Below are 23,115 nucleotides of genomic sequence, written 5' to 3'. Positions count from 1 at the left end.
CCACAGACTCGGCGCTCACGGGCTCAGGACTCGTCGTCCTGGCCCTTCTTCCACTTGAGCTTTACTTTCAGATGGCAAGCCGTCCCGGTCTTGGCGATCACCACTCCAGCCTGTGCGGTCAGATCCAACCCGAACTCGACTTCCAACTCCCCGGGCCCGGCCGCCTTGAGATGATCGAGCAGCACCTGACCGGTCGCCTTGACCGGTTCCAGCAGGCTGCCAAGGGTCTGTGGCAGTTCGCGAATCGTGTCCCCCAGGCCACTGGCCTTAACCGGGCCGCCCACCGCCGGAGCCTCGAACAACATGTAGCCGCCGTCATCCAACGGTATCCGCGCAAGACTCGCCATCAGTCCCCCAACATAGTCGCACGATCAGCTGCTTGACCTGGCACCGCTGACGCGCCGCCCGAGCGAAACGGGACCAGATTAGTCGACCGCTGAACCGTATCGGGTCCAATCGGCCAAGCCGAGCCGGGAGAACTACTGAACTCTAGGGGGTGGCGTGGATGTGGATGAGGGCTGACAGGCGTTCGGTCCGGCGGTACGTCCGTGGTGTGAGACACGAGCAGCGCGACGGTTTGAGGGATCACGTGTTTCGGATCTGGCGATGATCATATGCGGATGCACAATTACTCCATATCGGGCTGCCTTTGGGCTGTCCTATCTGGCACCCGAGCTTCTTCTCGCGCGATCCCGGACGCTGGTCGTGCCTCCTCTCACCTCCCAGCGAGTGCGTTCCTTGACGACAGTCATGACATGACGGCAAGTCGTGTGCAGCCGGCTCCTCCTTCCCTATTGCGTCGTCCCGACTGTCCGATGTGTCGTTCCGATCAGAGGTGATGGGCACCGGGTGTTCGCTGCTGGTCTTTAGCGTCCGTGTTCTGGGGTCGTAGCGAAGCACGAGTGCGTGTGTATGCAGGTGGTCGGTCAGCTCCTCAGGGCTCGGTGGGATGGGTTGGGTGGCGCTGGCAGGTGCGCTGGTGACAACCGCGGCTGGTGCGGCGGCGGTGAGCATGTGGTGGAGCAGCGCCGGCTTGGCCAGGACGCGGTCCTCGCGCAGGTAGGTGTTCCTCGGCCGTGGCACACTGGAGTCCGTGGCACTGGTGTGGTCGTGCCGACATTGGTAGCTGGCAACGGCATTGGTCCGGTGCCCTTCGAGCCGGCGTCCGCATTGTGTGCCGCACAGCAGCCCTTTGAGCTGATACTGATGCTTCGCCGTGTTGTTCAGGGCCGTGGTGATCCCGGCCAGGCTCATCTCCTGCAACCGCATCGTGAACAACCACCGCACGATCGACGCTGCGGTCGGGTTGGTGGCGAACCGCTGCAACCGGACTCCACGCCAGGCCAGGCGTCGGTTGAGGTGCGGGCCGGCATCGGTGAGTAGGTCGCCGTATGGCACCCGGCCCGCCCTCGTAGCGGCCCTGCTCTAGGACCTGGACGGTCATGGCGTTGGTGGCGCGCTGCCTGGTCCGCACCACCTCCCGGCGGGCCAAGATGCCCAACAGGTCCATCAGCCTCTCGATGGTGTCGACCGCCGGGTGCACCGCCCCATCGAGCTCAGGCATCTACAACTGCATCCCGTGCCGCGCCATCAGTGGCGCGACCAGAGGAGTTGTTCCGAAGTGCTCAGTGAGCGGGTGGCTGGCGCCTCGGTGAGGTTGTGCCGGTATCCGTGCTGATCCCGGTTCCGTCTCTTGCGCCGACCACTCGGCTGCCGATATATATCGTGCATGAGTTTATCGAGTGGACGGACGGAGCGGACGTTCCAGATCCTCACCGTGCTCGTGGACGGACCCCTGCACGGATACGGGATCATCCAGGAGGTCGAGCGCCTCTCCGACGGCCGCACCCAACTGCGTGTAGGCACTCTCTATGGCGCGCTGGAAAGGCTGTCCGGCGAGGGTCTGCTGGTCCTGGACGCTGAGGAGACGGTCTCGGGACGCCTGCGCCGGTACTACCGGCTGACCGACACCGGGGCGCAGGTCCTCGCGGAGGAGGCGGACCGGCTCGCCCAACAGGCAGTGGTGGCGCTGGACAGGCTGCGGAAGAGGGGGACGTTGCGGCGTGCCCCGGCGGGAGGGATCGTATGAGCAACGTTCTGCAGCGGCGGTATCGGCGGCTGCTGAGGGTTTTGCCGAAGTCGTATCGGGAAGCGCGCGGGGAGGAACTCCTCGGCGCTCTCATGGACACGGCCGGCGAGGGGCGGCGCTGGCCGGCCCTCGGCGAAGTGCTCAGCCTGGCTACGCTGGGAGTGCGGACCCATGCCGGGGTAGCGTCGGCGCCCGCGTCACCGAATACGCGTGCCGAGACGATGCGAGTCATGGCGCTACTCAGTGTGCTGCTGCTGGCGGTGAATGGGACCGGCGCAGTATTCGTGGCCGCAGCCACCAGCGGGCACACCATGGACGGATCGAACACTTTCTGGCATACGGCGTTGCTCGCCTGCGCCGGGGCGGGATGGATCATCGTCTACGCGGCGTTGGTCGCCGGGATGCGCCGATCGGGTCGTGCGCTCGCGGTCGCCCTGTGTCTGATCATGGCGATCGGCTGCGTCATCCATGGTTTTCTGTTCGGCATGATTCCGGTGCTGCTGGGCACTGTCGCCGTTCTCCTGGCGTTCGGAGCTGGTGCCTCGCCGGTGCGGCACCAGCTCAGATGGATCGCCGCCCTCGTCCCGATGGCCGGTATGGCCGTGTTTCTCAACATCGACTTCGTGGTGTCGAATGACACACGGCGGCTCATCAACTCGTATGAGGGCGCAGTGCTGGGCGCGTTCGTGCTGGCCTTGGCGGTGCCGGTATGCGTCCAGGCGTGGAAGTCGCCGGTGTGGCCGGTGGCGACGGCGGTCGCCTTTCTGGGATACATGGCGCCGCAGGTGCTATGGCAGCTGACCAGCCCCTGGTATTCCTTCGGCGGCGTGGGCCCTCGAACCGCAACGTATGGCGCGGTGCTCATGGGCCCCGTGCTCCTTGCCGCGCTGTCGATCGCGAGACGGCGCCTCGCGAGCCGAGGCCAGACCACCTGAGCCGAATTACTCCCGAGGTAGGCGCGAGATAGGGCGAGGGCCCCATGATCTGGGTGTGAATCAGGACCTGGAGACCCTCGTCATCGCCCTTTACATGAAGATCGACGATGAGTACGGGAGTGCCGGTGGACGCGGTACGCGACCAAACGCCTGACCGGCATGTTTCCGTACCTGCCGACCCGATCGGCCTACAACCAGCGGTTGCGCTCCGCACTGCCGCTGGTCAAGCGGATCATCCGGCGAGGCGGCCAGCCGCGCGTCGCGCCCTGGGTACCGTCGGTGTTCTTGGTGGAGCCACACTCAAAGGCCTGCGAGAATTGTCACAGGGTGAGGGTTGCAGCGGTATGTCGCAGCGTCGCAGCTGTGGTGGTCGTCGGGTGGCCGAGTCGGGCCACGAAGAACGTCCTGCCAGGTAGGCCGAAGCGTTGTTGGAGCTCGCTGCGAAGGTCTTCATGTTGCGTCAGGATGCTCAGCGGATGGAGTGCCAGGCCTGCTTGGGTGGCGGTGAGCCAGTAGTTTGCGAGCCACATGCCGGCGCTGAGGAGGTCGGGGGCGGTCGGGGTATCGGTGGGTAGGCCGGCTGCCGTGATCACGGGGGTGGTGTGTACGGTTTTTGCGAGCTGGGTGCCCAGATAGCGGTCGAAACCCAGTCGGCAGAGGTGGGGGAGTGCGGCGGGGTTCAGGGCGACGCGCGCCAGTAGTCGGCGGGGCGTAGACACGGCGCCGAAGACCTGTTCGGGGGTGAAGCCGTCCGGGCGTGCCGCGGCGTCCTCGGCGCTCCAGCGGAAGTACGAGTGGGTCTCGCGCCAGGCTGCGGAGTCGCTGAAGTCCCTGCCTGCGTGGTGGGCGATGAAGGTCGCGAGGCGCCGCAGCTCTACGGGTGATCGCAGGTGGCGGACCGTCACGTGCGGTGGGTTGCTCGTGGCCCAGGCTGTGGGGGACAGGTGCGCCAGTTCGTGCAAGGCCTCCGGGGCTACGCGCAGGTCACGGTAGGGGGCACGGTTGGTGTGTCTGGCTGTTGCTGTGGCGCGGAGATCGGTGAGATCGGCGGACCGTGGGATGCCGGTTCGGCTCAGCACAGCAAGGCTGAGCATGCGCCAGTTGCGCGGCCAGTCGGAGTCGGCCGCGGCTCGGTGCGCCGCGTGGTCCAAGGCTTCCGGCTCGATGTGGTGGACGGCTGTCGGCACCCAGCCTTGGGCGGCCAGTGCACGCAGCAGGAGGTGCCAGTAGCTGCCGCAGCTGAGGTGCATTTCGGCGGAGTGTGCGGGGAGCGCGGTGAGACTGCGGTCAGTGTCTTGAGCGAGCGCGAGGTAGATGTTGTCCGGGTCGCCGGCGGTGGCGTCGTCGTGGCCGGGGAGAAGATCGAGTAGTTCATACGCCGACGCCTTCGCCCGATCGCTCTTCAGCCAGGCGTGGCCCCAGGGCTGGCAGTTGTGCGACGAGGGGCTGAGGTTGGCGACGGCCGCGGCCTCGACGAGCGCTTGTTGGAAGGAGGAGCCTGTCGGCAGGGGAACGCCGTTGGCGCGGAGGCGGACTGGAGTGCGTGATGGCTGTGGCCCGGTGCGGTTCACTGGTGGGTCTCCCTCATCGCCAGACGAGTGCCAGGGAATAACCGGCGATCTGGTGCGCGATGCTGTGCGCCGGATAGGGGCTTGAAACGGTGCGGCGACGCAGTGTCGGCCCTGGCCGCCAGGAGAAGCGGCCGTCGGGGAGCCATTCGGTGAGCACCACCTCGCGGCTGTCGATGCGCAGGCCGAATCCGAAGTGCTTGAGCACTGCCTCCTTGCAGGCCCAGTGCAAGGTGGCCGGGATCGTGCTCAGTCGCCCGCCGGGGTCGCCCGAGGGCCGGGACTCGTCCAGCACCTGGGTCAGCACCGGGCCGACGTCCCGGCCGCACTCCAAGTCGATGCCGAGGGGGCCGGCACCGCACGCGGCGATGGCGAAGTCGCCCGAGTGCGACAGGCCGACTTCCACGGGCGCGTCGACGAACGGCTTGCCCGCGCGCGGCCCGGACGCCACCGCGCGGACCTCGATCGCCGAGGTCTCGGCGGTCTGGCCGGACGTGCGGTTGAGGTGGGTGGTGACGGCGTGTTTGACCGCGAGTCGCCCCGCGAGCCATTCGATCCTGCGGGCCTCGCGGGAGAAGGTGCCCGCTCGCGCCCGCTCCTGGGGTGTGAGGTGCCGGTGGCTCAGTTCGGCCCGGACCGACTCCTCACGGGCGCGCAGCCACGCGATCGACACCACCGCGAGCGTCGGCAGGTCCGGGACGCACGCCAGGTGCAGCGGGTGCGCCGGGTCCAGGACCAGCTGCTGCTGCAGGCCGTGTCCGTCGTCCACGAGCGTCGGGTCCGGTGCGATCGCGGCGGTCACCGTCTGTCCACCGGGGGCAGCAGGAAGGGGTAGATCCGGCGGCGTACCCGGCGTTGCCAGAACCGATCGGCTTTGCGGAGCCGCTGAATCAGTTCCCACATTCGGGCGTCGCCGCGATAGTAGGCGGCGACCTCGTCAACGGTGAGGGGCTCGTCGAGGCGGGCGTTGGCGTGCTCGACGAAGCGGGGGATCAGCTCGTCGAGGCCTTCCTTGATCAGGTTGCCGAGGAAGTCCAGCACGACACCGCGCAGCGTGTAGAACTTGTCGAAGATGGAGCTGCCGACCGCCAGACGCACCGGGTTGCGGAGCAGCCACGGCAGGGACGTGAAGAAAAGCCGCACGTCTAGGAGTTCGCTGCCGTGCGCGTCCCGCAGCAGCGGCGTGGTCACATCCAGGTAGTGCAGTCGGCCGTCGAGGTCGATCCAGTTCGAGGCCTGCGCGTCGAGCCCCAGGCTGGGCGTGACCGTCTGCTGCACGTGGTCCAGGAAGCGTGAGAAGAAGTCGTCGGCCCATCGCTCGCTTTCGCTGTGCAGGAGAGCGGAGCACAGGCGCTTGGAAGGCAGTGCCTCTTGGAGGCAGTAGGCGACGACTCGACCGTCGGGCAGCGTCATATGCCACAGGGCCGTCTCGGCGACGTGCAAGCCGCGCTCCTGCAGGAGCCGCAGGTAGGTGTCCAGTGAGGAGCGGTAGCGGTCGAGCCGCTTGCCGTCCGGGAAGATGGGCAGGCGTTTGCAGGCGAACGAGCCGTGTTCGGTGTCGCGGCGCAGCACGAGGGTGACCTCGCCGTACCCGAGCACGTCGAGAGATCCCTGATCGCCGGCGGCCAGGGCGGCCTGCACATCCGTTTCGAGGGCGGCTAGTTCGCGGGCGGGTACCACGAGGCTCATTCGCGCCTGCCGTCAGTTCGCTTCGGTGCTGAACCGAGTCCGCAGCCTGCGCGTGACTCGCCAGGCCCGGTACGTGGGGTAGGCCAGGCCGACCGCGAGGACGGCGGCTTTCCGGCCCGATCGGTGCGTAGGCGGGTCTGCCGCCTCCGCAGACGACTCGTTCTCCAGGTCGTCGTGCGCGGGCGGGCGGAGCAGGCCGGTATCGGCCAGCATCGGGATGGCCCGGGGCAGCACGACGACGGTCGCGGCTCCGGCGCAGGAGGCGACGAGCAGGCGCCGCAGGCTGGTCTGGGATGTCATGGGCCTGACTCCGTTCATGGGCGGTCGTGGGGTGGACGCGTGTGTCGTCGCCGATCGCGTGCCACCAGGACGGGTCCACCGTGGCATGCGGCTTTGACAGAGTGCTTACAGCTTCCTTTCACCACCGGGTGTCATCAGGGCTGTTCGCGGGCGGTCAAGGAGCTGAAAGCGTTCGGTCAGCCTCAGCTGCGACAGTGATTGCCGTGCCTGTCCGGCCCGAGTGGCCCGTAAGAGGCGCTTCCCCTTCGCGATACCAGACCACGACGGTAGGGCTTCGCTGACGTCCCCTGGAGGTGACCGATGACAAGATCGGCAGTTCTCGCCGGTATCGGTAGCTTCCTGCCGCCGCGCTGCGTGCCCAACGCGCAGCTGGCCACTCAGATGGACACCTCGGACGAGTGGATCAGGATGCGTACCGGGATCCGCCAGCGGTACTTCGCCGAACCCGGCACGACCACGTCGGACCTGGCCGCCGAGGCCGGGGCCCGGGCGATGAAGTCGGCGGGCCTGGCCGAGGTGGACGCCGTGGTGCTCGCCACCACCACCCCGGACCGGCCCTGCCCGGCCACGGCGCCGGCGGTCGCGGCCAAGCTCGGCCTGGTCGGCCGTCCGGCCTACGACGTGCAGGCGGTGTGCACCGGCTTCGTCTACGCGCTCGCCACCGCCTGCGGGCTGCTCGCCATGAGCTGCGTCGACACGGTCCTGGTGATCGGCGCCGAGACCTTCTCGACGATCCTCAACCCCGCCGACCGCACCACCTCCGTCATCTTCGGCGACGGCGCCGGGGCGATGGTGCTGCGTGCCACCGAGTCCGATGAGGCTGGCCAGGCCCCCGGCAACGGCACGATCGGCCCGTTCGACCTGGGCAGCGACGGCACCGGCCGGGACCTGATCACCGTGCGCGCCGGCGGCGCCGAACAACGTCGCAGCTGCCTGACACCCGCCCCCGGCGACGAGTACTTCTCCATGGCCGGCCGCGAGGTGTTCCGCCAGGCGGTCGAGCGCATGGCCCGGTCCGCCGGAGCGGTGCTGGCCCGGGCGGGCTGGCAGGCCGGCGACGTCGACTGGCTGGCCTGCCACCAGGCGAACCTGCGGATCCTGCTCAGCCTCGCCGACGCCCTGGGCATCCCCGAGAACCGGGTACTCGCCAACATCGCAGAGGTCGGCAACACCTCGGCGGCCTCCATCCCCCTGGCCCTCGACCAGGCCCATCAGGCCGGCCGGTTCAAGCCCGGCGACCGACTCCTGCTGTCCGCCTTCGGCGGCGGCCTCACCTGGGGTTCCACAGTGCTCACCTGGCCCGACCTCACCCATCCGTGATCAGGCCCGGCGGTTTCGTCCCCGACCGGGCAACACCAGACGCACGACTAGGAGCAGGCTATGGCTGACTTGACGTACGAAACCCTCGTCGCACTCCTCGTGGAGAAGTTCGAGGTCCTTCCCGAGCAGATCCGACCCGGCGTCACCTTCGAAGACCTCGAAGTCGACTCGCTGTTCCTGGTGGAACTGCTGCTGGTGGTCGAACGCGAGGTCCAGGCCCCCATCCCCGACGACGCGATCAGTGCACAGGACTCTCTGGAACGCGCCGTGGACATCATCCGCGAGCAGGTCGCCACAGCGGGTACCAGGTGACAGCCCGGGGTTCGCAGCCGGAGATCGCGGTGACCGGGATCGGACTGGTCACCGCGGCCGGGATCGGCGTGCGGGCGAGCTGGGAAGGGGTGTGCGCGGGCGTCTCCACCGCGCGGCACGACCCGAACCTGGCCGGCCTCCCCGTCGACATCTCGTGCACCGTCCCGGGATTCGACCCGGGCAAGCACGTCGGCCGTCGCAGCCGCCTGATCCACGACCGGTTCGTCCAGCTGGCCGTCACCGCGGCCCGCGAAGCCGTGACCGACGCCGGGCTCGACCCGCACACCTGGGACGGGGCGCGCGTCGGCATCGTCATCGGCTGCGGGGTCGGAGGCACCGCGACCGGCGAGGCCCAGCTGCGCACCAGCCTGCGCGACGGCCCGCGTGCGGTGTCGGCGCTGCTCATCCCGATGCTGGTGCCGAACATGGTGGCCGGCCACCTCGGCATCGAACTGCGGGCCACCGGCCCCAACCTGGTCACCGCCACGGCCTGCGCCTCGGGCGCGACCGCGATCGGGACCGCGATGCAGCTGCTCGGCGACGGGAGTTGCGACGTGGTGATCGCCGGCGGTACCGAGGCGGCGGTCACGCCACTGATCGCCACCGGGTTCGCGCAGATGGGCGCGCTGTCGGCGAACACCGGCGATCCGGCGGCCGCGTCTCGTCCATTCGACGCCGGCCGGGACGGGTTCGTCATCGCCGAAGGCAGCGGCATCCTGGTCCTGGAGCGGGCCGCCGACGCCCGCGCCCGCCGGGCCACGGTCCGCGCCACCATCGCCGGTTACGGCGCTTCGGCCGACGCCCACCACATGACCACCCCGGATCCGGACGGTAAGGGCGCCCGCCAGGCGCTCCTGACCGCGCTGGCCCGGGCCGGCGTGGCCCCGGACGAGGTCGAGCACGTCAACGCGCACGGCACGTCGACCCCGTTGAACGACGCGGCCGAGGGCCGCATGCTGCGCGCCGTGCTCGGCGACAAGGCCGCGGTGACGTCCACCAAGGGCGTGGTCGGTCACGCACTCGGCGCCGCCGGCGCGATCGAGGCAGCCTTCACGGCGCTGGCGCTGCAGACCGGGACCATCCCGCCGACGGCCAATCTGGAAGCTCTCGACCCGGAGATCGACTTGGACGTCGTCGCCAAGGAGCCGCGCCGCCGGCCCATCGAGGTGGCGGTGAGCAACTCGTTCGGGTTCGGCGGCCAGAACGCGGTGCTGGTTCTCACCCGCGCCTAGACAGTGCCGGGCACAACGTCCCGGCTGGGCAACAACCATTGAGGATGTCATGACCACCCAGCAGTCACTGATGCGATACATCGCGGACACCTGGATGGGCGGGGACTCGACCGGCCTGGAGGCGGATTCCAACCTGGTCGAGCTCAACGTCATCGACTCGGCGGCGATCTTCGACCTCGTGCACCACCTGCAGGTCGCCTACCAGATCAAGGTCCCGCTCCACGAGGTCACCCCCGACAACTTCCGCACCGTCGCGGCGATCGCCGCCCTGGTGGACCAGCTGCGCGGAATCAAGCTCGAACGGGAACTCGCGTGATGACCCAGCAGCTGAACTCCGCCTTCAGTCCCTCCCGCGCCACCGGGACGGTGCAGGACCAGGTCCTTGACGTCATCGTCGCGCGCACGCTGTACCAGCGGGAGCAGCTGCCCCTGGAAGCGCATCTCGAAGGCGAGCTGGGCATCGATTCGGTCGTCCTGGAGTCGATCGCGGTGGCGTTGCGCACGCGCTTCGGACTCGACGAGCGGACGCTGCGCTCGGACCTGGTCACCGTGCAGGACCTGGTCGACGCGGTCGTCGATTCCTCGGACGCCGCATCGGCGCCGGCACCGACAGCGGCGCCCGCACCCGCACCCTCACCGGTCCGGTCGGCCGACGCTGCGGCGCACGGGCCGTCGGATCAGCGCTCGCAGATCCGCGAGGCAGTCATCGCCGCCACCATGCTGCACACCCACTACCAGCGCCAGGACCTGGACCCGGACGCGGACCTCGAGAGCGAGCTCGGTGTCGACTCGGTGGTGCTGGCTTCGATCACCGCGGAGGTCCGGCAGAGGCTGCCCTTCGTGGGTGAGGCTCCGTCCGCGCTGGGCGCCACCACGTTGCGTGAGCTGTGCGAACGGTTCGACCCGGATGCGCCGCCGACAGCGCCGCCGACGGTGCCGAAGCGGCGGCCAGTTCCCGCCCCCGTTCGGATTGTTCAGGGGACCTCCCAGATCCGGCGCCCGGCAGTCGACGAAGCAGTGCCCTGGGATACGAGGTCGATGAAGGACTTCGCCGAGGAGCGCGACCCGGACCTGTTCGCCAAGGTGCGCAGCTTCGGCTCGTACCACCGGAGTCGGGAAGCCGAGCAGCTGCACTGGTACGGCATGCCGTTGCAGTCGCGCTGCGAGAACCGCGCCGTGATCCACGACGAGCTCACCGGCCGGACCCGCGAGTTCCTGATGTTCGCGTCCAACAACTATCTGGGGCTGGCCAACCACCCCAAGGTCGTCGACGCAGTCTGCGACGCCACCCGCGTGTACGGGGCCACCAACACCGGCTGCCGCCTCATCGGCGGCACCAACGTGCTGCACAAGGAGCTCGAACGGCGCCTGGCGGCGTTCAAGCAGCGGCCGGCCGCGATCGTGTTCCCCGGCGGCTACTCGGCGAACATCGGTGTCATCTCGGCGCTGGTCAAGAGCTACGACGCCGCGGTGGTCGACAAGTTGAACCACATGAGCATCGTCGACGGATGTCGGCTGTCCGGCGGCCAGCGCCGCATCTACCGGCACAACGACATGGACGACCTCGAACGCGTCCTCAAGCGCTGCGCCGACCAGGCACAGGGCCGGCTCATCGTCACCGACGGCGTGTTCAGCATGCACGGCGACGTGTGCGACCTGCCCGGGATCGTCCGTCTCGCGGAGCAGTACGGCGCGCGCGTCCTGGTCGACGACGCGCATGCGACCGGCGTGCTCGGCGCGACCGGCTCCGGCACCGCGGAGCACTTCGGCCTCAAGGGCCGCGTCGACCTGGAACTGGGCACGATGAGCAAGACGCTGGCCGGTATGGGCGGTTTCATCGTCGGCGACGAGGACGTCATCGAGTACCTGCGCTTCTACGCCAACTCCTACGTGTTCGCCGCGACCATCCCCGCGGGCGTCGCGGCCGGCCTGATCGCCGCGATCGACGTGATCGAGAAGGAGCCGGAGCGCCTGGCACGTCTGTGGTCCAACATCCGTACCCTGCGGCGCAACCTCGTTGAGGCGGGGTTCGACCTGGAGAACTCCGACAGCGCCATCCTGCCGGTCGTCATCGGCGACGAGCGCAAGACGATGGAGATGGGGCGTGCGGTCCGGGCGCGAGGACTCTTCTGCCAGACGGTGGTCTACCCCGGTGTCCCGGTGGGCGATGCCCGCCTGCGGATCAGCGTCACGTCCGAGCACACTCCCGAAGACCTTGACGAAGCCGCGAACATCTTCATCGACGCTGGCCGCGAGACCGGTGTACTGCCCTCGCGCGGCGACGCTCATCGACCGATCGTCACCGATCGATCGGCCGCCACCGATCCGTCGGACCGCTGGGCGACCGGCGTCGGCCAGGCCAGGTGGTGATCGTGAACGAGAGCACTGCCACCATCCCGATCGATGCCGGACCGACCTCTACCCAAGGTACTGACAGCGTCGACAGCGCTGACAGCTTCTGCCGCATCACGCTGCCGCCCCACTTCACCCCCGAGCAGGCGGCGCGCCCCGCCCTGCTCGGCGACCACCCAATCAGCTATGCGGAGCTGGACACCGAGGTCGACCGGGTGGCGGCCGCGCTGCTGCGGCACGGAGCCGGCCCGGGTGACCGGGTCGCCATCTGGATGGACAAGCAGCCGCGCTACGCGGTGGCCATCCTGGGAGCACTGCGGGCCGGTTGCGCCTACCTCCCGCTCGACGCGGCGCAGCCCGCCGAGCGGGTGCAGGCGGTGCTCGCCGACTCCGAACCCACGGTGCTGTGTGTCGATCGCAGCCACCTGCCCTTCGTGGTGACCTTGTGCCTGCCCCCTTCTGTGCGGGTGGTCGCGATCGCGGACGGGGCGTCGGGACCGGCGCTGGATCAGGCCGAGGTGCTGGGCTGGGAGGACTTCGCGCCTGCCGTGAGCCACCACACCTCCACTGCGGAGCCCGATCCCAGCTCGGTCGCGGCCGTCCTGTACACCTCTGGCTCCACCGGGGTGCCCAAGGGCGTCCAGATCACGCACCGCAACCTGGGCGTGTTCATCGGATGGGCCCGCCAGGAACTCGACGTCGGGCCGGACGACGTGTTCGCGGGCCACGCCTCGTTCAACTTCGACCTGAGCACTTTCGACCTGTTCACCGCACTGTCCGTCGGGGCGTCGCTGTGGATCGTCCCGGACGCGCAGACCAAGGACATGGCCGCGCTCGCGGCGGGCATCGTCCGGCACCGGGTCACCGTCTGGTATTCGGTGCCCTCGGTCCTGCACCTGCTCATCCGATCCGAGGCGCTGACACCAGACGTCGCGGCCTCGCTGCGTCACGTCTTGTTCGCCGGCGAGGCCTTCCCGACCCCGCAACTGCGTGCGCTGGCGGAGGTGTTGCCGCCGGTCACGACGCTCTACAACCTGTATGGGCCAACCGAGACCAACGTGTGCACCTACCACCGGGTCGGCCCCGAGGACCTTCGCGACGACCAGCCGATCCCGATCGGCATCCCGCTGCCCGGCGCTCGCGCGTCGGTCCGGGCAGAGGACGGCAGCGCGGTCACGGCGCCCGGTGAGCTCGGCGAACTGATCGTCTCCGGCCCCTGCGTGACACCCGGATACTGGCGCCGGCCCAAGGAAACGGCCGCGGCCGGCCACCCCGCGAGCCACGCCACCGGGGACCTGGTCTGCCTCGACGACCACGGCCGGCTGGTCTACCGGGGACGCAAGGACCGGATGGTCAAGCTTTCCGGCTACCGCGTCGAGCTCGGCGAGGTCGAGGCCGCGGCCCTGCGCCACCCGGGCATCGCCACCGCCGCCGCGGTGGTCGCGGCCGGGTCCGGCGGCGGCGCGCACATCGTGCTGCACTACACGGTCCACTCCGGGGCGGCGCCGCTCGGTCTGCTCGACCTCAAGCGCCACTGCGCGCGCTACCTGCCCGCCTACATGGTGCCGCGCGCGGCTGTCTGCGTGCCGGCCCTGCCCTACAACGCGAACGGAAAGGTCGACTACCAGCGGCTGACCGCCGGGGGCGACGATCCGCCCGCGGCACCGCCCCTCGATCCCCGGAGGTTGCCGTGACCGACCCGCGCCGCGAGGCCGCCACCGTCGCCGCGCTGTTGCAGCACCACGCCCGTCAGCGTCCTGACACGCTCGCGTACCGCTTCGTCACCGGAGTGGACGGCGCCAGCGAGGAAGTGACCTACCGCCAGCTCGAAGTGCGGGTGCGGGCCACCGCGGCCCGCCTGCAGGACGAGCGGCTGCGGGGTAAGCCGGTGCTGCTGCTCCACCCGCCGGGCCTGGACTACATCACGGGCTTTCTGGCCTGCATGTACGCGGGTGCGATCGCAGTGCCCGCATATCCGCCGGACGCCGCGCGGTTCGGGCAGACCCTGCCCCGGCTCGCCGCGATCGGCCGGGACGCGAAGGCCACGCACGCCCTCACGTCCGCCCCGCTGAGCAGCCTGGCCCACGACAAACACGCCGAACTGGCCGAGCTGGGGCTCGGCGACCTGAACTGGATGTCCGCGGACGACACCGCAGGCTTGACCGGAGCCGACTGGACGGAACCCCGGACCACACCGGACTCCCTGGCGTTGCTGCAGTACACCTCCGGGTCGACCTCCCAGCCCAAGGGCGTGATGGTCAGCCATGCCAACCTGCTGCACAACCTGAGCGCGATCCACCGTCGGCTCGGCCACGACCGGGACTCGGCGCTGGCCCTGTGGCTGCCGCCGTACCACGACATGGGCCTGATCGGCGGGATCCTCACCGCCTTGTACGGCGGGATCCCGCTGCACTCCATGGCCCCGATGACGTTCGTCCGGCGGCCGCTGCTGTGGCTGGAGACGATCGCCGCGACCGGCGCGGACACCGGCATCTCGCCCAACTTCGGGTTCGAACACTGCCTGCGCATGATCCGGCCGGAGCAGCGGGAAGGGCTGGACCTGAGCCGTTGGCGGCTGGCCCTGAACGGTGCGGAGCCGGTTCGGGCGCGCACGTTGGAGCGGTTCGCGGAGTTCTTCGCGCCGTGCGGCTTCGACCGGCGTGCGTTCATGCCCTGCTACGGTCTGGCCGAGGCCACCTTGTTGGTCAGTGCCACGCTTCCCGGTCAGGGTGCTGACGCCTCCGCCTTCGACTCGGCCGCCCTGGAGCAGGGCGCCGCCCGACCGGCGTCGCTCGGCACCGCCCGCCGCACCGAGCTCGTGGGCTGCGGCGGCAGCGCGGACGAGGTGTCCGTCGCCGTCGTCGACCCCGCCACCGGCCGGCGCCTGCCCGAGGGCGGGATCGGGGAGATCTGGGTCGGCGGTCCCGGTGTCGCGCGCGGCTACTGGCGCCGCCCGGAGGCCACCGAAGAGACGTTCCGAGCCGTCATCGACGGCGAGCCGGGTCGCACCTACATGCGTACCGGCGACCTCGGATTCCTCGGACCGCACGGCCTTTATGTCTCCGGACGCAGCAAGGACGTGGTGGTCCTTCAGGGCCGCAACTACTACCCACCGGATCTGGAACAGACCGTCGAACGGGTGGGGAAGGGGATCCGGACCAACGCCAGTGCCGCGTTCGGCGTAGAGCTCGACGGTGTTGAAGAACTGGTGGTGGTCTGCGAGGTGGAGCACCGGCCCGACGACGGAGGCGCGGCCGTACTGGCCGCGGTCCGCGCCGCGCTCGCCGCCGAGCACGAGGTGAGCCCGCACGCGGTGGTGCTGGTGAAACGCTCGACGGTGCACCGCACCACGAGCGGGAAGATCCAACGCAGCGCCTGTCGGGAGGACTACGTTCAGCTGCGGCTGCACGCCCTCGCGGCGAGCGTGCTCAGCTCGGCGAGCACCGGCCTGACTGGCTCGGTGGACCGCAGCCGACCGGGGGACCGTCGAGAGGTCGAGGCTGCGGTCGAGGCGGCAATCGGGTCTGTGGCCGGGTCCGTCGCCGGGCGGGGCCTGGCCGAGGTCGGCCTAGACTATCCGGGTCTGCTGCGAGTGGTGGACCTCCTGCAGGAGCGGTTCGGTGTCCCGATGCCGGTCGGAGAGCTGCTCGCCCGCCCGGACGTCGACACGCTCGTGGCGCTCCTGCTCGGCGAGGAGCCGCCGGCGAAGCGATTCGCCACGCAGGCACTCAGGCCATCGGCCGCCCTCGACATCGAGCGCTGGCTCACCGAGCGGATCGCCGCCCGGCTCGGCCTCGCTCCCGAAACAGTCGACGCCCACACGCCGTTCGCCGCGCTCGGGCTGGACTCCAAGCAGAGCGTCGCACTGAGCCAGGCGCTGGGAACCCACCTGGGCCGCGAGATCACCGCGAGCCTCGTGTTCGACCACCCTACGATCCGAGCCGTCGCCGACGCCCTCGGCACGGATCCCGGACCGCGACAGACCAGCGACCACCGGCTTCCGAGCTCGGACACCCAGGCCGCCGCAACTCAGACCACCGCAACCCGATCCGCCGCAGAAGCGAGCCCGCACGCCGAGCCCATCGCCGTCGTCGGCATCGCCTGCCGGCTCCCGGGCGCCCCGGACGTGGAGAGCTACTGGAAGCTGCTGCTGGACGGACGCAGCGCGATCGGCGAGGTGCCGCCAGAGCGCTGGGACCCGGCAACAGTCCCCGGGACCTCGGCGGTCGGCGGATTCCTGGACCGGATCGACGAGTTCGACGCCCGCTTCTTCGGCATCTCAGCCCGCGAAGCCTCGCGCATGGACCCGCAGCAGCGCCTCCTGCTGGAGACCGCCTGGACCGCCGTCGAGGACGCGGGCATGGCACCCGGGAGCCTGGCTGGAACCCGGACCGGCGTGTTCGTCGGCATCAGCAGCCACGACTACTACCAGCTGCAGATGGCCGACGCCGGCGAGGCCGACATGCACGCTGCGATCGGCAACGCTCAATCGGTCGCCGCGAACCGGATCTCCTATGTGCTCGACCTGCACGGGCCCAGCATCGCGGTGGACACTGCCTGCTCCTCCTCCTTGGTCGCGGTGCACGCCGCCTGCCGCAGCCTGCGTGCGGCGGAGTGCTCGATGGCGCTGGTCGGAGGCGTCAACCTGATGCTCACCCCGCAGCTCACGGCGGCCTTCACCCAGGCCGGAATGCTCTCGAAGGAAGGCGCCTGCCGCACCTTCGACGACGCCGCCGACGGATACGTCCGTGGCGAGGGCGTGGCCGTGGTGTGCCTGAAGCCGCTGTCGGCCGCGCTGGCCGACGGAGACCGTGTCCACGCCGTCATCAAGGGCTCCGCGATCGGGCACGGCGGTCGGGCCAACGGCCTCACTGCCCCGCGCGGTTCGGCCCAGCGCGACGTGATCGAGCGGGCCCTGGTCCAGGCCGGGCTGCACGGCGAGGACGTGGACTATGTGGAGTCCCACGGCACCGGCACGCCGCTGGGCGACCCGATCGAGTGGGCCGCGCTGGCCGCGGTCTACGGACGGGACTCCAAGGCCGGCGAGCCGTGCCTGGTGGGTTCGGTCAAGAGCAGCATCGGCCATCTGGAAGCCGCGGCCGGCCTGGCCGGACTGATCAAGGCGGCCCTGGTCGTGCGCGAGGGACAGGTGCCCGCGCAGGTGAACTTCGCGGTTCCGAACCGGCACCTGGACGCGTCGGGATCAGGCCTGCTCGTCGCCGCCCGGCGCCAGGCGCTCCCGGTCGGGCGGCCACTGCGCGCGGCGGTCAGCTCCTTCGGGTTCGGCGGCACGAACAGCCACGTCGTGCTCGAAGCCGCCCCCGAGCCGCTCCGGCGCAGCTATCCGACCCCGAGGCCGCTGGACGCCCTGTGCCTGTCGGCCCCCACCGAGCAGGCGCTGGCCGATGTCGCCCGGAACTACCGGTCCCACCTGGTCACCCATCCCCAGGTGCAGCTGGCAGACCTCTGCCACGCGGCCAACACCGGCCGCCCACACCTGGCGCACCGCGCCGTCGTCACCGCCGCCACCACCGAGGCGCTGGATCGCGAACTGGCGGCCCTCGCCGCGGGCGATGCGTCCCGCGCGGTCCTGCGCGGCGAAGTCCCGGCCGAGGCACCGAAGCTGGCCTTTCTCTTCAGCGGCCAGGGGACCCAGTACCCCGGGATGGCCCGGGCGCTGGCCGAAAGCCACCCGGCGGTGGCCGAGAGTCTGGAGCGCAGCGACGCGGTGTTGCGGCCGTTGCTCGGGACGTCCCTGCACGATCTGCTGTCCGACCCGGCCGCGGACCGGCTGCGGCAGACCCGCTACTGCCAGCCGGCCCTGGTGGCCGTGGAATTGGCGCTGGTCGATCTGTGGAGTTCGGTCGGAGTCCGACCTGCCGCTGTCCTCGGACACAGCGTCGGCGCCTACGCGGCGGCCTGCGTAAGCGGCGTGTTGTCGCAAGCCGACGCACTGACACTGATCGCGGCGCGCGCCGCGGCGATGGACGCCCAGCCCGGCCGGGGCGCGATGGTCGCGTGTTCGGGCGATGCCGAGGTGATCCGATCGCTGGCGCAAGCCCGTCCCCGGGTCGCGGTCGCGGTCGTCAACTCCGCGACCCGGCTGGTGTTGTCGGGACCGGCGGACGACATCGAGGCGCTGACCGTCTCCCTTGAGCGCGCGGGCATCGCCGCCAAGCCGCTCCAGGTCTCGCACGCCTTTCATTCCTCGATGATGAACGGCGCTGCGGACGCTATGCGGCGTGCTGCCAGCGCGGTACACCACCACGCTCCGCAGTTGCCCTGGATCTCCGACCTGACCGGACGAAGGGTCGACCAGCTCAGCGACCAGTACTGGGTCGACCACATGCTGAGCCCGGTCCGCTTCGGGGACGGCCTCGCCGCGCTGGACGAGCTGGGCTGCACCGGCTTCGTGGAGATCGGCCCGCATCCCACGCTGCTGTCGCTGGTCCGGACGGACGGCGACGCGAGCAGGACTCTGCGACTGCCCACCATCCGCCGCGGCAGTGAGGACTGGGAGACGTTCCTGCAGTCCCTGGCCCGGCTGCACTGTGCCGGCGGCGAGGTCGACTGGGCGGGCCTGGACCGGCCGCACGGCCGGGCCCGGGTCCCGGTTCCCCGCACCGTGTTCCACCGACAGTCCTACTGGCGCCAGATCGCGCCTTCGAAGCCGAACGGGCCGGGGCCGGATCCCGTCCCGGCGACACCCCTGGATGCCTCCGCCGTCGATGCCCCACGAAAGGAGAGCGCCGTGCAAACGCAGGCGTGGACTGAGGACGTCGTGCCGCTCGACGCGGTCGTGACTGACGACGTGATCCGTTATGTGGGCCGCGTGAGCGGGTTCCCTGACAACCAGGTGCCCCTGGACGCGCGCCTCGGACCGGATCTCGGATTCGACTCGCTGATGAAGAAGGAACTGGAACAGCGCATCGCGCAGAAGTACGCGCACCGGGTGCCGGAACTGCGCCGGTCCCTGCCCGAGGACCCGACCGTTCGGGATCTGGTGCGGCTGCTGGGGGGCTCTGGTTCTGGTTCGGGTTCCAGTTACGGCTTCAGCCCCCCGGCCTCGCGACCCGAACCCGCGGTCCCGACGTTCGTCCCCGAGGCCCCGGCGGCCCGCCTCGTGCCCGACGCCACCCGCACCCCCGTCAAACGCGAGCGAGTGGTGGAGGAGTGGCCCGAATACCACGAGATCCAGCAGCGGCTGCGGCGGATCGAGGCGGCCGGCGCCAACGCCTACGGTCGCGTCCACGAAGGCTTCAACACCGGACGGATCGAACTCGGCGGCCGCTCGGTCATCAACTTCTCCGCCTTCAACTACCTTGCCTTGTCGAGTCACCCGCGGCTGCTGGCCGCAGCCAAGGCGGCCGTGGACAAGTACGGCACCTCCAGCTCGGCCACTCCGCTGCTGTGCGGCGAGACGCCGCTGCACCACGAACTCGACGCCGAGATCGCGTCCTTCCTCGGCACCGAGGCGGCGATCGTGTTCGCCGGCGGCCACGCCACGAACGTGGCGACGGTGGGCCACCTGTTCGGCCCGGAGGACCTGATCCTGCACGACGAGTGGATCCACGACAGCACCGTGCGCGGAGCCATGCTCTCCGGCGCGCGCCGGCGTCCCTTCCCGCACAACGACTGGGCCGCGCTGGACCGGATGCTGGCGGCGATGCGCGGCGAGTACCGGCGTGCGGTGGTGGTCATCGAGGGCGCCTACAGCCAGGACGGCGACATCCCCGACCTGCCCCGGTTCATCGAGGTCAAGAAGCGGCACGAAGCGATGCTCATGATCGACGAAGCGCACTCGATCGGGGTCATGGGCCGTACCGGGCGGGGCGTCGGAGAGTACTTCGACGTCGACCGGCAGGACGTGGATCTGTGGATGGGCACGCTCAGCAAGGCTCTGGGCAGCCTGGGCGGTTACATCGCCGCTCGCAGACCCCTGATCGAGCTGATGAAGTTCACCACCCCGCTGTACATCTTCAGCACCGGCATCTCCCCGGCGAACGCCGCAGCCGCGCTGGAGGCGTTCCGCGTCATCCGGGACGAGCCCGAACGGGTCGCCCGGCTGCGGGAGCTGTCCGAGTACTTCCGGCGGCAGGCCCGGGACCGGGGCTTCGACATCGGCGTCTCGCGGGCCTCCGCGGTGATCCCGGTGATCACCGGAAGCTGGGACCGCGCGATGGCGGTCTCCCACCGGCTGCTGGAGCGGGGCGTCAACGTGATGCCCATCGGCTACCCGGCGGTCGCGAAGGATCAGGCCCGGCTGCGGTTCTTCGTCAACGTCGACCATCGTGAGCAGGACCTCGACCACGCGCTCGACCTTCTGCACGAGGAGACGCAGCCGCAGCCGCGGTATCAGAGTCCGGTGGACGGGCAGCGGTCCCGGCCCGACAGCGCCGTCCGCCCGGCGAGGTCCCGCTCCTCGGCGCCCGGCACGGCCGACGTGCTGGTGGCCGGCGCCAGCGGCTTCATCGGCGGCCATCTGACGCGGCGGCTGGTCGACCGGGGCCGCCAGGTCCGGGTGCTGGTCCGGGCCGACAGCGACCGGTCCGCCTTCGACAGCCTGCCCGTGCAGGTCGAGGTGGGCTCGCTGGCCAACGTCGAGAGCCTGCGACGCGCCACCGCCGGGGTGCGGCAGGTCTTCAACTGCACCGGCATGTCGGCGGACTGGGGCCCCTGGCAGCAGTTCCAGCAGACCAACGTGGAAGGTGTCCGGAACCTGATGGAGGCGGCGGACCACGCAGGCACCGTCGAGCGGTTCGTGCACCTGAGCACCACCGATGTGTACGGGTATCCGAAGCGCCCGTGCGACGAGACCACTGCGCTGAACGACATCGGGCTGCCGTACAACCGCAGCAAGGTGCTCGGCGAGACCGTGGTCCGCGAGGCCGCCGAGCACACCGGCGTCCCGCTGACGGTCATCCGGCCGGTGTCGGTCTACGGGCCGCGCAGCAAGGACTTCGTCGTGGAACTCGCCACCCTGCTGCTGCAGAAGCAGATGGTCTACATCCGCCACGGCGACGTTCCGGCCGGCCTGCTGTATGTGGAGAACCTCGCCGACGCGATGATCGCCGCCTGCGACGCCCCCGAGGCCGCGGGCCGCGCCTACAACCTGCGCGACGCAGAACTGACGACCTGGCGCGCCTACATGGAAGCGCTGGCCCAGGGGCTGGGCGCGCCGGCGCCGAAGTTGAGCCTGCCGACCGGTGTGGCCACCGGGGTCGCCACCGTGTCGGAGACGATCTGGGGCACGTTGCGGATCAAGTCCCGGCCGGTGCTGACCCGGCACGCGGTCAACCTGTTCGCGCGGGACCAGTCCTACCCGATCGACCGGGCCCGCGACGACTTCGGCTTCAAGAGCGAAGTCGACTTCGCCGAAGGCATGCGCCGCACCATCGCCTGGCTCGACTCCGACGAAGGCCGCCGGATGGTGAAGCGCTGATGACCGCCGAAGCGCTGATGACCACCGTCCTGGAACGCTCCGGCCCCTGGCTTCCGGCCGCGGATCCGGACTGCGCGCTGCGCCTGATTTGCTTTCCCCACGCCGGCGGCACGCCGTCCCTGTATCACGACTGGCCGCGCCTGCTGGATCCCGCGGTCCAGGTGGTGCCGGTACTGCTGGCCGGGCGCGGACTGCGCTCCCATCAGCAGCCGGTCTCCGACCTTCGGCACTTGGTGCAGGACGTGGTCCAAGCCCTGATCCAGGCCGGCCACACCGACCGATTCGCCATGTTCGGCCACAGCATGGGCGCCTTGCTCGCCTACGAGGTCGCGTGCGCCTTGCGCGACCGCGGCCTGCCGGAGCCGGAGCACCTGTTCGTGTCCGCGAGCAAGGCCCCGCATCTGTACGGAGCCGCGGCCGGCTGGCCGACCAACGACCCGGACCTGCGCCGGACGGTCGGTGAGCTCGGCGGGCTCGGCGCGGACGAGGAGATGGGACTGGCCTACCTCGAACGGCGGCTGCCGGTGCTGCGGGCCGATCTGCGGCTGTGCGCCGAGTACGTGTGGACGCCGCGAGCGCCGCTGAACTGTCCGATGACCGCGTTCTCCGCCGACGGCGACCCGGTCGCCACCCCGGCGCAGATGGAGGCGTGGCGGGAGTACACCGCCAACTCGCTGCTGCGCCGCCATCTGCCGGACGGCCACTTCTACCTGAACCACGACGCGGGCCGCGCCGCGCTGCTGCGCTTCGTGCGCGCGGACTTGGACCGGCTGTTCGACACGGTCGGCGCAGGACACACCCACCAGCTACCGGAGGACTCGCGATGGACCGGCTGACCCTGACCCGAATCGCCAAGGAGCGCCAGCTGCCACTGCTCCTGTCGGCCACCAGACGTCTGGTCACGCCGATGTACCGGGCCGCGTTTTTGGCCGCGGCCGCCCGTTCCGGGGTGCTCGGCCGACTCGCCGTGCGGCCCTGCGACCTGCAGACGCTGGCCCACAGCCTGGAGGTGGACGAGCACGCCGAGGAACTGCGCACCTGGCTCGACATCGGCGTCCGGCTGGGGGACCTGGCCTGGTTCGACGACACCTACCGGCTCCGGAGCCGGACCGCCAAGGCGTTGGCGCGGCCCGGCCGCGAACCGGTCGCGGCGGCGCTGGAGGAGGTGCTTCGCTTCCATCTTCCGGTGCTGATGGAGGCCCCGCAGATGCTGCGCGAGGGCAGGACGCTGTCATTGAGCGACCAGGACGGCAAGGTCATCGCGCGCTCGACGCGGGTGGTGGAGCCGTTCGTGGAGGAGGCCGTGCGCCGCACCCTGGATCGCGACCGGCCACTGCGGCTGCTGGAGGTCGGCTGCGGCGCGGGCACGTACGTGCGGCTCGCGGCCGAGCTCAATCCGCGGCTGACCGCGCTGGCGATCGACCTGCAGGACGAGGTGGCCGCCGAGGCGGCCGAGAACATGGCCGTGTGGGGGCTTGCGGGCCGCGTGGAGACCCGCCAGGGGGATCTGCGGACCCTGAGCGTCGAGCCGCAGTTCGACCTGGTCACGTTGCACAACAACATCTACTACTTCCCGCCCGAGGAACGGGTCGCCGTGCTGCGCAAGGCGCGCTCGCTGCTGGCCCCCGGTGGCCGGCTGCTGCTCACCACCGCGTGCCGCGGCGGCAACCTCGGCCTGGAGGTCCTGAACCTGTGGTTCACCCACGCCGACTTCGGCGGGCCGCTGCCCACGGTCGAGGACCTGGTCCGGCAGCTGGACGACGCCGGGTTCGCGCAGGTGACGACCCGCCGCCTGATCCCCGGCGACCAGTTCCACGCGGTCGTGGGCGTCAACGCCCCGGCCGGACAGCCGTGACCGGTCCCGGCACCGACAAGG

Annotated in this window: 17 protein-coding genes and 1 pseudogene; 12 read left to right on the top strand and 6 right to left on the bottom strand. The window is 70.2% G+C overall.

The window, feature by feature from the left end:
- Positions 1–23 precede the first annotated feature (23 nt).
- Both GWK61_RS06355 and GWK61_RS06350 read right to left on the bottom strand, forming a co-directional pair.
- Positions 24–347, bottom strand: a complete 324-nt coding sequence (locus tag GWK61_RS06355) for a CU044_2847 family protein (protein ID WP_194905986.1) — start codon at positions 345–347, stop codon at positions 24–26.
- A 238-nt stretch (positions 348–585) separates the two neighbouring features.
- Complete coding sequence (locus GWK61_RS06350; RefSeq protein ID WP_194905984.1) at positions 586–1,326, bottom strand: hypothetical protein; 741 nt, start codon at positions 1,324–1,326, stop codon at positions 586–588.
- A 403-nt stretch (positions 1,327–1,729) separates the two neighbouring features.
- Between GWK61_RS06350 and GWK61_RS06345 the strand changes: the two genes are divergently transcribed.
- The 3 genes and pseudogenes from GWK61_RS06345 to GWK61_RS61510 form a co-directional block, all read left to right on the top strand.
- Positions 1,730–2,089 carry a PadR family transcriptional regulator gene (locus tag GWK61_RS06345; RefSeq protein WP_194905982.1) on the top strand — a complete coding sequence of 120 codons (360 nt, stop codon included), beginning with the start codon at positions 1,730–1,732 and terminating at the stop codon, positions 2,087–2,089.
- Between the two features lie 92 nt (positions 2,090–2,181).
- Entirely contained in the window at positions 2,182–3,024 is an 843-nt protein-coding gene (locus GWK61_RS06340; protein WP_194905980.1) for a hypothetical protein, read from the top strand.
- 55 nt (positions 3,025–3,079) lie between these two features.
- A pseudogene (locus tag GWK61_RS61510) lies at positions 3,080–3,264 on the top strand (IS982 family transposase); the annotation flags it as partial.
- Between the two features lie 80 nt (positions 3,265–3,344).
- Here GWK61_RS61510 and GWK61_RS06335 read toward each other — a convergent pair.
- The 4 genes from GWK61_RS06335 to GWK61_RS06320 are packed head-to-tail and all read right to left on the bottom strand — an operon-like array spanning position 3,345 to position 6,581.
- Positions 3,345–4,595 carry a nitroreductase family protein gene (locus tag GWK61_RS06335; protein WP_194905977.1) on the bottom strand — a complete coding sequence of 417 codons (1,251 nt, stop codon included), beginning with the start codon at positions 4,593–4,595 and terminating at the stop codon, positions 3,345–3,347.
- A gap of 13 nt (positions 4,596–4,608) precedes the next feature.
- Entirely contained in the window at positions 4,609–5,394 is a 786-nt protein-coding gene (locus GWK61_RS06330) for a 4'-phosphopantetheinyl transferase family protein (RefSeq protein ID WP_228561834.1), read from the bottom strand.
- Positions 5,391–6,281 (bottom strand): DUF6206 family protein, encoded by an 891-nt coding sequence (locus tag GWK61_RS06325; protein ID WP_194905969.1) that lies wholly within the window; start codon positions 6,279–6,281, stop codon positions 5,391–5,393. The genes GWK61_RS06330 and GWK61_RS06325 overlap by 4 nt, the downstream gene beginning before the upstream one ends.
- Positions 6,282–6,293: 12 nt before the next feature.
- On the bottom strand, positions 6,294–6,581 hold the full coding sequence (locus GWK61_RS06320) for a hypothetical protein (protein WP_194905967.1): 288 nt from the start codon (positions 6,579–6,581) through the stop codon (positions 6,294–6,296).
- A 300-nt stretch (positions 6,582–6,881) separates the two neighbouring features.
- On the opposite strand from GWK61_RS06320, the gene GWK61_RS06315 reads away from it, so the two are divergent.
- Genes GWK61_RS06315 through GWK61_RS06275 form a run of 9 tightly spaced genes read left to right on the top strand, consistent with a single transcriptional unit; the run spans position 6,882 to position 23,094 of the window.
- Positions 6,882–7,901 (top strand): beta-ketoacyl-ACP synthase III, encoded by a 1,020-nt coding sequence (locus tag GWK61_RS06315; protein WP_194905964.1) that lies wholly within the window; start codon positions 6,882–6,884, stop codon positions 7,899–7,901.
- Between the two features lie 60 nt (positions 7,902–7,961).
- Complete coding sequence (locus GWK61_RS06310) at positions 7,962–8,213, top strand: phosphopantetheine-binding protein (RefSeq protein WP_194905962.1); 252 nt, start codon at positions 7,962–7,964, stop codon at positions 8,211–8,213.
- 23 nt (positions 8,214–8,236) lie between these two features.
- Positions 8,237–9,445: a beta-ketoacyl-[acyl-carrier-protein] synthase family protein gene (locus tag GWK61_RS06305; protein ID WP_194906036.1), complete on the top strand. Its 1,209-nt coding sequence runs from the start codon at positions 8,237–8,239 to the stop codon at positions 9,443–9,445.
- A gap of 49 nt (positions 9,446–9,494) precedes the next feature.
- The gene (locus GWK61_RS06300) at positions 9,495–9,761 is read left to right on the top strand and encodes a phosphopantetheine-binding protein (RefSeq protein WP_194905960.1); all 267 of its coding nucleotides are present in this window, start codon (positions 9,495–9,497) and stop codon (positions 9,759–9,761) included.
- On the top strand, positions 9,761–11,815 hold the full coding sequence (locus tag GWK61_RS06295) for an aminotransferase class I/II-fold pyridoxal phosphate-dependent enzyme (RefSeq protein WP_194905958.1): 2,055 nt from the start codon (positions 9,761–9,763) through the stop codon (positions 11,813–11,815). The genes GWK61_RS06300 and GWK61_RS06295 overlap by 1 nt, the downstream gene beginning before the upstream one ends.
- Positions 11,816–11,817: 2 nt before the next feature.
- A complete protein-coding gene (locus GWK61_RS06290) occupies positions 11,818–13,491 on the top strand; it encodes a D-alanine--poly(phosphoribitol) ligase (RefSeq protein ID WP_323747431.1) in 1,674 nt (557 codons plus the stop codon).
- Positions 13,488–21,239 (top strand): type I polyketide synthase, encoded by a 7,752-nt coding sequence (locus tag GWK61_RS06285; protein WP_194905956.1) that lies wholly within the window; start codon positions 13,488–13,490, stop codon positions 21,237–21,239. The genes GWK61_RS06290 and GWK61_RS06285 overlap by 4 nt, the downstream gene beginning before the upstream one ends.
- Entirely contained in the window at positions 21,239–22,075 is an 837-nt protein-coding gene (locus GWK61_RS06280; protein WP_194905954.1) for a thioesterase II family protein, read from the top strand. Before GWK61_RS06285 ends, GWK61_RS06280 begins: the two co-directional genes overlap by 1 nt.
- Entirely contained in the window at positions 22,063–23,094 is a 1,032-nt protein-coding gene (locus GWK61_RS06275; RefSeq protein WP_194905952.1) for an SAM-dependent methyltransferase, read from the top strand. Before GWK61_RS06280 ends, GWK61_RS06275 begins: the two co-directional genes overlap by 13 nt.
- The last annotated feature ends 21 nt before the right edge of the window (positions 23,095–23,115 follow it).

This window comes from Catenulispora rubra (assembly GCF_015356825.1).
Taxonomy (GTDB): Bacteria; Actinomycetota; Actinomycetes; order Streptomycetales; family Catenulisporaceae; genus Catenulispora; species Catenulispora rubra.
Note: the sequence above shows the minus strand (reverse complement) of the source record. Positions and strands in the feature narration are given on the sequence as shown.